Source organism: Steroidobacter flavus, assembly GCF_042651805.1.
Lineage (GTDB): Bacteria > Pseudomonadota > Gammaproteobacteria > Steroidobacterales > Steroidobacteraceae > Steroidobacter > Steroidobacter flavus.
The window spans coordinates 2,853,873-2,866,787 of sequence record NZ_JBHSDU010000003.1 but is presented as its reverse complement, the minus strand read 5'-3'; the positions used below and the strand labels follow the sequence as shown (position 1 = coordinate 2,866,787).

At 63.3% G+C, this 12,915-nt stretch carries 7 protein-coding genes; 1 reads left to right on the top strand and 6 read right to left on the bottom strand.

The annotated features are described in order from the left end of the window. Window positions 1-6 precede the first annotated feature (6 nt). The 4 genes from ACFPN2_RS18105 to ampD all read right to left on the bottom strand — a co-directional run bounded on the left by ACFPN2_RS18105 (window position 7) and on the right by ampD (window position 4,439). Window positions 7-1,779, bottom strand: a complete 1,773-nt coding sequence (locus tag ACFPN2_RS18105; RefSeq protein WP_380598992.1) for a vWA domain-containing protein — start codon at window positions 1,777-1,779, stop codon at window positions 7-9. Window positions 1,780-1,868: 89 nt separating this feature from the next. Beyond that, window positions 1,869-2,282: an MGMT family protein gene (locus tag ACFPN2_RS18100; RefSeq protein WP_380598990.1), complete on the bottom strand. Its 414-nt coding sequence runs from the start codon at window positions 2,280-2,282 to the stop codon at window positions 1,869-1,871. Between the two features lie 8 nt (window positions 2,283-2,290). Beyond that, the gene (locus ACFPN2_RS18095; protein ID WP_380598988.1) at window positions 2,291-3,745 is read right to left on the bottom strand and encodes a sodium:solute symporter family transporter; all 1,455 of its coding nucleotides are present in this window, start codon (window positions 3,743-3,745) and stop codon (window positions 2,291-2,293) included. A gap of 82 nt (window positions 3,746-3,827) precedes the next feature. After that, the gene (ampD, locus tag ACFPN2_RS18090; RefSeq protein ID WP_380598986.1) at window positions 3,828-4,439 is read right to left on the bottom strand and encodes a 1,6-anhydro-N-acetylmuramyl-L-alanine amidase AmpD; all 612 of its coding nucleotides are present in this window, start codon (window positions 4,437-4,439) and stop codon (window positions 3,828-3,830) included. 86 nt (window positions 4,440-4,525) lie between these two features. Here ampD and ACFPN2_RS18085 point away from each other — a divergent pair, with 86 nt between their 5' ends. Beyond that, window positions 4,526-5,260, top strand: coding sequence for a 16S rRNA (uracil(1498)-N(3))-methyltransferase (locus ACFPN2_RS18085; RefSeq protein WP_380598984.1), 735 nt, complete (start codon window positions 4,526-4,528; stop codon window positions 5,258-5,260). A gap of 3 nt (window positions 5,261-5,263) precedes the next feature. On the opposite strand, the gene ACFPN2_RS18080 is transcribed toward ACFPN2_RS18085, so the two are convergent. Beyond that, the gene (locus ACFPN2_RS18080; protein WP_380598982.1) at window positions 5,264-5,743 is read right to left on the bottom strand and encodes a chemotaxis protein CheW; all 480 of its coding nucleotides are present in this window, start codon (window positions 5,741-5,743) and stop codon (window positions 5,264-5,266) included. Beyond that, window positions 5,740-12,912 (bottom strand): FimL-related protein, encoded by a 7,173-nt coding sequence (locus ACFPN2_RS18075; protein ID WP_380598980.1) that lies wholly within the window; start codon window positions 12,910-12,912, stop codon window positions 5,740-5,742. Before ACFPN2_RS18075 ends, ACFPN2_RS18080 begins: the two co-directional genes overlap by 4 nt. Between the last annotated feature and the right edge of the window lie 3 nt (window positions 12,913-12,915).

Genomic DNA, 12,915 nt, shown 5'->3' with positions numbered 1-12,915 from the left:
AATATCTCATTCTGAAATCTGGCTGACCTTACTGACATCGGTGGCCGGCGTCAGGCTCTTGGCCAGCGCCACCAGCGACACGAACTCCTTGCGATACCCGTCGCGATCCTCGCCCATGGAACCGCTGGCGAGTTTCGTGACATCGGCATAGTTGAAGTCACCCATGTATTTTCCACCCCGCAGCAGCTGACCGAACGCCGCGACGCTGGCCGCAAAGCGAAAGTCGGTGGACAGCTTCTCGGTGACGGCATCCCGCCGGATCGGATACTCCAGCAGCTGACTGCTATCGGAACCGGGCTTCTTGTAACGCAACCGGACATTCGCGAGCTCGCCTTTGACCGTCGCCAGATCGTTCTTTACACCGTACCGTAGCGAGTCGACACGCCCCTTCGCACCCACCGGGACCACTTCATACAACGCGGTGACACGATGACCGGCGCCGATCTCGCCCGCATCGACCTTGTCGTTGTTGAAGTCCTCGCGCGCCAGCATGCGGTTCTCGTAACCGATGAGACGATACTCGAGCACTTCGGTCGGATTGAACTCGACCTGGATCTTCACGTCCTTGGCGATGGTGTACAACGTCGAGCTCAGCTGCGAGACGAGAACCTTGCGCGCTTCGGACAACGTATCGATGTAGGCATAATTGCCGTTGCCCGCATCGGCAAGCCGCTCCATCAGCTGCTCGTTGTAATTTCCCGTGCCGAAGCCCAGCGTCGTCAGCTCGACACCTGTGGCGCGCTCGCGCTCGACGATGTCCACCAACGATTCGAAGTCCACGGTGCCGACGTTGAAATCGCCGTCGGTCGCGAGCACGACGCGATTGATGCCACCTTTCACCAACGTGTCGTGCGCCAGCTTGTAGGCGAGCTGGATGCCGGAAGCACCGTTGGTCGAGCCGCCGGCGGACAGCCGAGCGAGCGCTTCTTGAATTTGGTTCTTCGCATTGCCCGGCGTGGGCTCGAGCACGACGCCCGAGTTGCCGGCGTACACAACCATCGACACCCGATCGCGCCCTGTCAGCTGATCAGTGAGCATGCGGAACGCATTCTTGAGCAGCGGCAACTTATCGGGCGAATCCATCGAGCCCGACACGTCGATCAGAAACACCAGGTTGGCGGCGGGACGTTCCTTCGCCTCGATCTCGAAACCTTTGATGCCGATGCGCATCAACAGCGCTTGTGAGTTCCACGGCGCAGCGGCCAGTTCGGTGGACACGCGGAACGGCGTGTCGCGACTGTTCGGAGTCGCGTACTCGTAGTCGAAATAGTTGATCAGCTCCTCGACACGGACCGCATCTTGCGGCGGCAAGCGACCTTCGTTCAGGAAACGACGCACGTTCGCATAGGCGCCGGTGTCGACATCGATGGAGAACGTCGAAACCGGCTGCTCCACGGCGAGGTGCACGCCGTTATCTTTTTGATGTTCATAGCGCTCGGTGTCGGCGGGATTCGGCGACGGCGTAGCTAACATCGCCGGCGGCGGCATCGGAGCGTAGTTGCTCGACGCCATCTTCATTTCCGCTTTCGCTCGGCTGACCTGGCCGATCACGGCGGCATCCGCCATCACCGGTGCCGATGCTATTTGCGGCTCAGCGTAGACCACGGTGGGCTGGGCAGGCGCGGACGCCGTCTCTTCTATCAGTCGGGTCTCAATGGGCGGTGGCGGCGTGGCGCCCACGTGCTCCGCGAGAACGTCTTTTTCTTCGCGCTTGGCGGCGCAGGCGGCTAGAACGGCAGCAGCAATCAACAAGGATCCCCGACTGACGACCCGATTCATGACTTCGCTCCCCACTCCGACGCGGCATGCGTCACGGAGAGTAGGAACGGTGGGTCGGGTCGGATCGGGTTAAGGCGGGATAACTTTTTTTAGCCGGGGCCCCAAAGCAGCTCGTCCAGCATCTTGTCGCGGGGCGGCCAGCCGTAAACGTCCAGATTCACCCGGCCGCCGACGAAATCGATGCCCTCGTTTTCCAGATGCTTACGCTGGCGGGCGTAGCCATCGCTGCCGGCTGGGAATGAGATACGGCCGCTGGCGTTGATGACCCGGAACCAGGGCACGCCTCGGGACGCCGGTGTCTGACGCAACACCGTGCCCACCAACCTCGCGCGCCTCGGCAGGCCAGCCACGTCGGCCACACCGCCATAGGTGCAAACCTTGCCCCGCGGAATCCGTTTGATCGCGGCGATGATCCGAGCCGCGTCGCTCGCCGGCGCAACGACCGCGCCTCGCTTCGCCGCCGTCTTCTTCTTTCGAGCCTTGGGTTTGTTTCGCGAAGCCACGCCTGACCTCAGATCGGCACGCGATCGTGCACGGTTTCTTGAGAGCGATCGGCGCGGTCCGGGTTGCGACGGCGCTCGCCACCAGTCAGGGCGATGCCCAGAGACGCGACGAACGGCATGACCCGTTCCAGGAAATCGCCCGGCGCATCCGGCAACAAATGAAACAACAGCGACAGAATGAATCCGGACCAGATCGCCGCGAGCATCGCGCCAGGACGCACTCGTTTGCCACAAACGCGGACCAGCAACAGCGGACCGAAGGACGCACCGATGGCGGAATAACCAAACATCGCGTGCTCGAACACGGTCGACGGCGCCCACAAGGTCGCCAGCACGATCAGCACCGCCGACAGCACCATCGCGGCCCGACTCCAGCCAATCGAGAGCGGCGCATTCACGCGACGAGAATCGATGCCCAAGGTGGTCGCCAGCGCCAGCAACTGACTGCCGACATTCGCAAAGATCGCCGCGATCAACGACGCCGCTATGAATGCCGCCAGCAGCGGCGGCAACAGCCGGTCCGCGATGGTGAACATCGCCAGCTCGGGCCGATTGAGTCCGGCATACAGCACACTCGCGGCCCAGCCACAACACAACACCACGCCGACGAGCAGCGTGATCAGCGCGAGCGCCAGCCAGCTGGCCTGAAACAATGTTTTCTCATCACGAGCCGCCATGAATCGAGTCGCGAGCTGCGGCTGCCCCATCACGCCCAGGCCGATACCGAACACACCCGCGGCGAATGACAGCGCGACCACGCCCTTGCGACCGCCGAACCCATCGGTCGCGAGCGGCCCGAGCGAGGTGAAAGCAATTTTGAATTGATCCCATCCTTCGATCGCGAAGCTCGAGCCCAGCAGCAACAAGCCAGCAAACAATCCTACCGCAATCACTTGCACAGCATCGCCCACCGCTGCCGCACGCAGTCCGCCCGCAAACGCGCCGACGGTGATTAGAAACATCGAGGTCAGCGCGATGCTGATCAAATTGAAGCCAAACTCATCGACCAGCAGCCCGCCGGCGAAACGCAGCATCGCGCTGGTCTGGAGCAGCACGCACAACACGAAGATGAGCAACGCCGAGCGCGACACGAGCGGCTGCAAACGATCGCCCGCGTCGGCGCTCAACACTTGAAACAAAGTGGCCGTGCCCTGCCCCACCGAGATGGCGCGCAGGCGAGGAGCGATGAAGAACAGATTGAGCGCGGAGCCGGCGATGAATGCGCCGCAGATCCAGACGGCCGACAAGCCCCACGCGAAAGCGGCGCCGGCCAGAGTCATGAGCAGCCAGCCGTTGACGGTGTTCGCCGTGCAGCTGAGCGCCGTCAGCCAGACACCGAGTCGACGATTCGCGAGCGCGAAGTCGGCGGCGTTATGCGTACGCTTGCCGGCCCAGGCCGCCACTGCCAATAGCAGCGCCGCGAAGGCCACCAGCGTCAGCAACACCGCGGCGGAGCGGTTCATCGAATAAGAGTCCTCAAACGCCTACCGGCCGGGCGGCGATGCTACACGAGGCCGGGATCGGGAGCGAAATCTGTCGCCGAAATCAGGCGGTCGCGCGGATCAGCGCGTACAGCCGCTGCCAGTCGAACGCCGGACCCGGATCGGTCTTGCGGCCGGGCGCGATGTCGCTGTGGCCGGCGATCCGCGTCAGCGACAGCGACGGGTAAGCCTCGCACAAGGCGAGGATGATCGCGCTTAACACACGATACTGCGCCGGCTCGTACGGCGTCTCATCGGCGCCTTCCAACTCGATGCCGACGGAAAAATCATTGCAACGCTCGCGGCCTTGATAGCTCGACGCACCGGCATGCCAGGCGCGCTCCTGAAAAGGCACGTACTGCACCGGCTCGCCATCGCGACGGATCAGCAAGTGCGACGACACCTTCAGATCCTTGATCTTCTCGAAGTACGGATGCTCGCCCGGCGGCAGCGTATTGGTGAAGAGCCGGTCGATCCACGGGCCGCCGAACTCATCGGGCGGCAAGCTGATGCCGTGGACCACGATGAGTTCTGGCAAGATGCCGCCCGGTCGCGGATCGAAGTTCGGCGAGGGCACGTGTCGAGCGGCGCGCAGCCAGCCGCTCTGCGTATCGATGCCCGCAGCCACTGCGAGCAGATACTGGGACAGAGGTTCCGGCGACGATGTGGAGTGCATGGGCTGCTCCGTCACGGGGCTACGGCACAATGTTTGCTTGATCCTGGAATGGGTTCCGAGATCACCCTACTCGCAATGAGGCGAGCATGAGAATGAATCGAATTTTCTGCGACGGCCCGCTGGCCGGTCGCACCGAGATCGACCTGCCTGCCGCCGGCGCTTACCACGTCGCACGCGTTCTGCGCATGCGCGAGGGTGCACCGTTGAGTGTATTCGATGGCAGCGGCCAGGAATTCCGCGCCGAAATCACCAAAGTCGCTGGCGACAAAGTCACGGTCAGTCTCAGCGATCCCACGCCCGGCACGGCCGAATCGCCACTGAAAATCACCCTGGTCCAGGGCGTCTCGCGCAGCGAGCGCATGGACTGGACGCTGCAAAAGGCCACCGAACTGGGCGTGGCGGCGATCTCCCCCGTGCTGACAGCTCGCAGCGTCGTGCGCCTCGATGAGAAGCAGGCGGCCAAGAAACGTGATCATTGGAAGGGCATCGTCATCGGCGCCTGCGAACAATGCGGGCGCGCGAAGATTCCTGCCGTTTCTGCACCGATGACCCTTCGTGAGTACTTCGCCAACGTCAAGAAGGACGGTCTGCGACTGGTGCTGAGCCCGTCCGCACCGGCCTCGCTCGTTGGCTTGTCCAGCATGCCGAGCAAGGCAGAATTGTTGATCGGCCCGGAGGGCGGATTGGACGACGATGAGCTGATCGCCGCACAGAAAGCTGGCTTCATGCCGGTGCGTCTGGGACCGCGCGTGCTCCGAACCGAGACAGCGGCGGTGGTTGCTTTGTCTGTTCTGCAAGGCCTTTGGGGCGACCTTCAATAGAAACTAAGCTGCCCGGCTCTCTTCGCTGATCATCTGTTCCAGATGCTCGAAGTCCGGGATCAGCGGCGACTCGTTGAGCATGCGCACCTGGCACAGGATAGGGCCGCGCTCCGGGAACGTCCGGCTCGGGTCTGACTTCACGACGTCATTGTTCACACGCACGAGCTGCGGAAAGCCCTGTGTGATGACACCGAAGTAGCCCCCAGTAACCTGGCTGCTTAGAGCAACGAAAATCACGATACGCGTGCGCGTGCCCGGCGTCGGCACTGGCTGGCCGCAGGCCGCTTCGAAAGAGATGACCGGCACCGGCCGGCCGCTCCAGGAAATCGTGCCCAGATACCACGGCGGCACGCCTTCCATTTTCTCCGGCGTCTGCCAGGTCACGACTTCGGCCACGCACGCGCGCGGCACGATCAAACGTTCCTGAGCGAGCGGGATCAGCAGGCTGTACAGCTCGTGCGAGGGTATGTCAGTAGTGCTCACGACACTTTCCTTCTACGGGCCTGCACCAGCGGCTCGATGGCGTCGAGCAACTGATTCTCCTGATACGGCTTGCCGAGGTAATCGTTCACGCCGATCTCGATGGCGCGGGCGCGATGTTTCTCGCCGACACGCGATGTGATCATCACGATGGGAATATCGGTCAGACGTGCATCGGCGCGCACTTGAGTCGCCAGCTCGTAACCGTCCATGCGCGGCATTTCGATGTCGAGCAGAATCACATCCGGGATGTGTTCCTGCAGGATCGACAGCGCATCGACGCCGTCCTTCGCCGTCATCACGCGCATGCCATTGCGCTCGAGCAGACGCTGCGTCACGCGACGCACGGTGATCGAGTCGTCGACGACCAGCGCGAACGTGCGCGTATCTTGCTTCGGACCTTGCTGTTCCAACGGCTGCCGGCCGCCGCGCCAATCGGAGCGCACCAGCGTACCCATGTCCAAGATGATGACGATGCGACCGTCGCCGAGAATCGTGGCACCGGCAATACCTCGAATCGTCGCGATCTGCGGGCCCACCGACTTCACGACCATCTCGCGGCTGCCGACCAGCTCGTCCGTAACGATCGCGGTCGAATGTTCGCCGGCGCGAATCAGAATCAGCGGCACGGAGACATCGAGCTCGGGCAACGCCGACGGACCGCCGCCGACAAACGCGCCGAGATGTTGCAACCGATAGACCTGTCCGCCGTAGGTGAACGTCGGCACTTCCTCGGCCAGATGTTTCTGAACTTCCGACTTCGGAATGCGCGCAACGCCTTCGACGGACGGCAGCGGCAGCGCGTACAGTTCATCGCCGGTGCGCACGATCAACGCTTGCGTGATGGCCAGCGTGAACGGCAGGCGAATCGTGAACTTCACGCCCTTGCCCAGCTCCGACGCGGTAAACAATGCGCCGCCGAGCTTCTTGATCTCGTTGACTACCACGTCCATGCCGACGCCGCGGCCCGCATGTTGAGTGATGGTATTGGCCGTGCTGAAGCCGGGCTCGAGAATGAGCTGCATGGCTTCTTCGTCGGTCAGCACGCGGCCCGCCTGTAACAAGCCCTTCTGCTTGGCGCGCTCGCGCACTGCATTCACATCGATGCCGCGACCATCGTCTTCGAGCACGATGACCATTTCCGAGCCTTCTCGGTGCAGGCCGACTTTGATCGTGCCCTGCGCCGGCTTGCCGCGAGCGACGCGTTCTTCCGGCGTCTCGATACCGTGCACGACGGAGTTACGCAGCATGTGCTCGAACGGCGGCAGCATGCGCTCCAGCACCTGACGATCGAGCTCGCCGTTCGCGCCGGCGACCACCAGCTCGACGCTCTTCTTCGTGTCGTTCGCCACCTGGCGGACCAGACGGCTGAGACGTTGCACGTGGCGCTGGAACGGCACCATGCGCGTGCGCATCAGGCCGTTCTGCATTTCGGTCACGACGCGGGACTGTTGCAACAACAGGTTCTGCGCTTCGCGCGTGAGATTTTCCAACAGGCCTTCGATGGAGCTCACGTCGCTGACCGATTCGGCGAACGCGCGGGTCAGCTGTTGAAGGCTCGAGTAGCGATCCATTTCCAGCGGATCGAAGTCGGCGCGATCCGGGTACTGCTCGTGATGGCGGTGCAGGATCTGCGATTCGGTTTCCAGCTCGATCTTGCGCAGCTGATCTTTCAAGCGCGTGACCGTGCGGCCCAGCTCGGCGAGATTGAACTCGATGGAGCTGACCTGCTGTTCCATACGCGAGCGGAAGATGCTGACTTCGCCGGCGTTGTTGAGCAGGTTGTCGAGCAGGTCGGCGTCGACGCGGGCGAACTCGCGCGGCTCTTGCGTGGTCTGTTTTTCGCGGCCTGGCAGAGCGGGCGCGGCTTGTTCGGCGACTTCTTCCTGCTGCTCGTCGTTGGGCGGCAGCTCGGGAGCGACCGCTGAAACGTCGTGAGCTGCGTGCACGCCGGTGGCGGCGTGTTCCGCCTGGATGGCGGCGTCCGGAGTTTCTTCGACATGGACCGATTGACGGGCGACGGCGCCCAGTTCGTCGGCACCGAATTCCACTTCGACTTCGGAGAGTTCGGGCGCCACTGCGCCCGTGCTCGGAGCCGATGTTTCTTCACTCCAGCCGCCTTCGGATCGTGCGTCTGCCGCGAGCACTCTTTCCGCCGCGGCTTCTTCTTCGACCAGCGCTTCGATGTCGGTGAGCGTCGGCACGATGTCGGTTTGCGAACCGACATCTTTATCGTCGGGCGAGTAGTTCTCGATCTCGACGACTTCTTCGGCCGGCGCGTCGAACAGCGGTGCGGGTGTCAGTGCAGCTGGCGGCACGACTTCCGGCGCGATCGGCGCGGCCGGCGAAACTGCCGCCGCAACCATCGCAGCGGGCGACATCGGCGCCGGGACAGCTGGCGATTGTGCCGACGCGGCGGCGCTAGGCGCGGCCGCTTGAACGGCAGGTGCTTCTTCCGCTTCGCCATTACACAGCGCGCGAATGCGCCTCATCAGTTCGCGGGCCGGCTTGCAACGGTCGCCGCCGGCGACGACATCGCGCATGCGATGCAGTTCGTCGAGGCTGGCCTGCAAGGCGTCGAACACTTTCTGTTCGGCGGGAACCTGGCCGGTTTCGACCAGACCCATCAATGTTTCCAATTCGTGGCTGAGATCGCCCATGGCCCGAATGCCGGCCATGCGAGCACCGCCCTTCAGCGTGTGCACGACACGCTTCAGCTCGAACACCAGCGCGCTGTTGGCGCGGTCTCTCACCCAGGAAGAGAGAGATTGATCGGCGGTTTCGAGCAGTTCGGTGGCTTCTTCAGTGAAGATCGCCGCGACGTCGGGATCGAAATCGCTGTCGTCGTAGTCGCCCTCGTCCTCTTCGACTACCGCCGCGGACGCGCCTGGCTGCTGCGCAGCCGGCGCTACTTCAGAACTAGGTTGAGATTGAGCGGCGAACGGCGCCGGCTCGGAAGTCGATGCAATCGATGGAGCCTCCATCGGGGGCAGCGGCTCGGACTGCGCGCCTGGCTGCTTCGCAGCCGGCGCCACTTCAGAGATAGTTGGGATATGAGCGGCCGACGCTGCTTCGGAATCAGGTTGCGAATGAGCGGCCGACGCTAGTTCGAACTCAGGTTGTGAATTAGCGGCAGCCGACGCTGCTTCGAAATCAGGTTGCGAATGAGCGGCCGACGCTGCTTCGGAATCAGGTTGCGAATGAGCAGCAACGGGCGGCTCAGAAATCGGCGGCGCGGCAGCGTCAGTGACGGGCAGCTCATAAATGGAGGGCGCGGCAGCGTCAGCAGACATCGCCGCGGTGACCGCCGGCGAAGCCGGCAGGTCAGCAAGCGGCGATAGCTCGGCGGGCGACAGGGCCGGGCTCTTCAATGTTTCATCCGCGGCCGGTCTCAGCAGCGGGCTGCGAATCGTCTCAGCATCATCACGCGTCACCGCCGACTCAGGCGGCAATACGGGCGGCTCGAACTCGGCCGCCCACGGCGCGGTTTCGACGATGAGATCGGTGGCCTCTTCAGGCAGCGGCTCATCCATCTGCAGCAGCGCGCGATTGCTCTCATCGAGAAGGAGCTGAGCCTCATCGACGATGATGCCCGGCTCTTCCTTCGTCAGCGCCTCGAGCGCGGCAGCTTCCAGCGTCAGATCGCCATCCGAAGTCAGCTCGACTTCTTCGACCTGCACCTCGCCACTGGAAACATCGTTGTTGGCCGCGGCGCTGGCGCTGTCCTTCGGGAAGTTCTCGTAGGACCACTGCAGCGTGTCGAGGCCGTTGAAGCCCGACTCGAGCTCGACCACTTCACCGGCCGACTCGCCCAACGTGATTTCTTCCGGCGTAACTTCGATCGAGCCGAGCACGATCTCTTCGCCGGTCGCTTCGGTAGCGCCGGCGTTCGGCGCATCGAGTGCGATCTCTTCGCCCGTAAGATCAACGGCATCGAGGGTGATTTCCTCGACGATGACTTCGGGCGCGGCCAGATTGATTTCTTCGATGGAAACTTCCGGCGCGTTGAAATTGATGTCTTCGCCGATCAGCGTGGTCGCATCCAGCGTACCCGACTCGAGCACGCTCGGCTCGACGGGGCTGAGCTCGAAGGTTTCCGGCTCGATGGGAGGCAGCATCGCATTCACCGCCGTAAGCGACATCTGATCGATATCGACAGGCGCGAGCGGCGCGGGAACCGTGATCTGCTTGTTGATGCTGGTCGCCGCGGTCGACGTAATCAGATGCTCGCCCGTCGCTTCGCTATTCGTAGCGTTAGCCGCGGTGGATGCGCCGAGCTCGGCGATACGAGAGATTTCCGAGTCAAGGGCAGACTCTAGATCGTGCAAGCGACGCACGATCAAATCGTGGTCGAGGAAGAAGCCGGTGTTCTCGTTGATGTTCTCTACGACCTGCTGAATCGCGGTCACCGCATCCGACAATGAGGCGAGCCCCGCATCGGACATGCCGATGGAATTGTCGTAGAGCTTGCGAATATATCGATTCAGCGGCTCCGCGATCTTGATGCCCTGACGCGCGCCGGCGGTTTTCGCCGTGCCGCTCAGCGTGTGACACGAGCGATGCAGATCCTCAGTGACGACATAAGGCGGCGTCGCGAGCCGGCAGGCCGCGATGAACTTATGAATCGTCCCGAGGTGCCCCGCGGTTTCTTTGGCGTAGATCTCGTGGAGCCCCGGGTCCATTGGGGATTCTGCCGATGCCGCCGCGGGGGTTATTACCTCCGGGGCTGGGGCTGTTTTTTTTTCCGGCAGAGGCGACAGCGTCGGTGCCTCCATGGCGGCCATCGTGAGCACCGGCGGTTCCGGACGACGAGCCGGCGCAGCGGGCGCAGCCGGTGCGGCAGCAAGTGTCTGCGTCGCGGAGGCCGGGCGCACGCCGGCGAGCGTGTTCGCGGTGTTGATGATCTTCGCGATATCGGCTTGCGGCGCGCGTCCGGTCTCGAGCTGTTCGACCAGCTCGGGAACGGCGGCCACGGCCGAGCGCATCACGCTCATCATGTCGGGCGTGCGATCCAACGTTTTGTTGATCACCCGATTCAACATGTTCTCGACCGACCACGCGAAGTCGCCGATGAGCTGCGCGCCCACCATGCGACCGCTGCCCTTCAATGTATGGAAGGAACGGCGCACGTTGACCAGCGCTTCCTGATCCTGCGGGTTGGAGTCCCACAGCGGGAAGAACTGATTGAGCTTGGCGATCTCGTCCTTCGCTTCTTCGATGAACAGCTCGACGAATTCCGGATCGACTTCTCGATCGACCGGCTTGGTGAGCGCGGGCGGCATCGGCGCCGGAGGCGGCGGCGGAGCGGCGACTGGCTTCGTGGGACGACGCACTTCCTGCGTGACGGGGTCGAGCACAGCGGTCGGCTCGTGCTCGGTGCCGAGCGCAACCGTCGGCGCGTGCGGCTCGATAACAACGGTGCGGGCGTGATCGGCAGTCGTGCCGCCGAACGCTTCGACCCGTGGCACCGGCGGCGTTTCAGCGAGATAACGCAGGCAGGTCTCGGCGTTGTCCAGCATGTACCAGGGATCGGCGCGGCCGGCCTGGATGGTTTCCATGTAGTACTCGACGGCGACGATGGCGTCGGCGAGACGATCGACCGCCTCTTGCGGCAACGTCAGGCCATCGCTGCGAACGAAGTTCTGCAGCGCCTTGTCGATGCCTTCCATGATTTCGACGACGCGCGTCTTGCCCAGCATCAGCAGGCCGGCAGTGATGCCGCGCATGAGCTGAGGAATCTGATCGACGGCCGCGCCTTCGCGAGGCTTGTCCAACGAGTGCGCGATCGCTTCCTTGATGCGCGCCATGTTGACGATACATTCGCGCAGCACCGCCTCGGTGACGAGACGGAACTCGATTTCATCCGGGCCGGCCGGTTTCGCCGGCGCGCTGCCGGACTCCGCCGCCGTCGGAACGATCATGCCGACCAGCTGCTCATCGAGGCTGTCTTCGACCTTGATGAGCGTCGCCGCCATGCGCAGCAACGTGCCTTCGCTGGCCTTGGACTTGTTAGCGACAATGGCTTGCAGATCGGTGGTCTCGGACTGCACTTTGTCGCGCAGCTCGCCGAGGCCGAGCACGCCGAGCGTATCGGCGATCTTCTTCAACAATTCCAGCTGCGGCGCCAGCTCATCGACCTGCGTGCCGCCCTGGCGAACGAAAATATCGAGCGCGTCTTTGACGCGACTCAAATCTTCCTTGATCGCGGCCGCCACGGTCTTCATCAGCTTGACCGACGGTGCGGACAGGCTTTCGCGCGCCTGCTCGACGCCATCGTCGACCGGCAGCAGCTCGGACAGACGGAACGAAGCGCGAACGGCCGCGACGCGCGGGCCATTGGTGCGCGCACGAGCGACGTAATAGAGAACGTTGTTCAGCAGCTCGAGCGGCGGAGAATCGGAGTAACGCGCTTCACCCGACTCATACAAACGTTTCATCTCGCGGTCGGCCTGACCGAGCAAACGTTTGATCGAGGCGCTGCCTTCGAGACCGCCCTCGCGCAATGCTTCGAGCACAGCGCCGACGACCCACCACAGCTGGAACACCGCCTGCGTGGTCGCGACGTGTTCGAGTTTCTCGGCCGTGCGCGACAGGATTTCCAGGTTCTGATCGAGGCGCTCGCCCTTGATCCAGCCGAGCAAGCCCAGCTGGAAACGAGTGCGCAGCTTGCGCGCCCACTGCGCGACGGTCATCGCGGCTTCGCCAGAATTCGCGACGGGGTTCGCCTGCTGATCCGAGCTGAGATTCAGCAGCAGCAGCGTGCCTTCGGACAACAGCGCATGACCACGCACCGCGCGCAGGTCGTTCAACAGAGGCAGCAGCACGAGCGCCATATCGCGCCCGCCGCTCATCACGCGCTCGAGATACGTCGGCAGCTGGACCATCGCGCGCATCAGAGCGTCGAGGCCTTCGGCGAGATGACGCTTCTCGTTGAAGTTCGCGATCAGATAGTTCGCGACCTGGCCCATTTCTTCGGCCAGCAGCGCCGCGCCATACACTTCGGCGACGCGCAGCGCGCCGTGCACCGCGTGCAGGTGTTCGTTGCACTTACGCAGCAGCGCGAGATTGTCTTGCTGCTCGCCGAACGCTTCCAACGAAGCCCGTGCTTCGTTCAGTTCGCTGGCGAGCTCGCGCGCAACGATGTGCAGAGTCTGCGATGAAACCTCAGCCATGGT

Excerpts from the sequence above, each read along its gene's own strand:
- ACFPN2_RS18095 (WP_380598988.1), bottom strand. The coding sequence starts at position 3,745 with ATGAACCGCTCCGCCGCGGTGTTGCTGACGCTGGTGGCCTTCGCGGCG.
- ACFPN2_RS18105 (WP_380598992.1), bottom strand. The coding sequence starts at position 1,779 with ATGAATCGGGTCGTCAGTCGGGGATCCTTGTTGATTGCTGCTGCCGTT.
- ampD (WP_380598986.1), bottom strand. The coding sequence starts at position 4,439 with ATGCACTCCACATCGTCGCCGGAACCTCTGTCCCAGTATCTGCTCGCA.
- ACFPN2_RS18075 (WP_380598980.1), bottom strand. The coding sequence starts at position 12,912 with ATGGCTGAGGTTTCATCGCAGACTCTGCACATCGTTGCGCGCGAGCTC.
- ACFPN2_RS18085 (WP_380598984.1), top strand. The coding sequence starts at position 4,526 with ATGAGAATGAATCGAATTTTCTGCGACGGCCCGCTGGCCGGTCGCACC.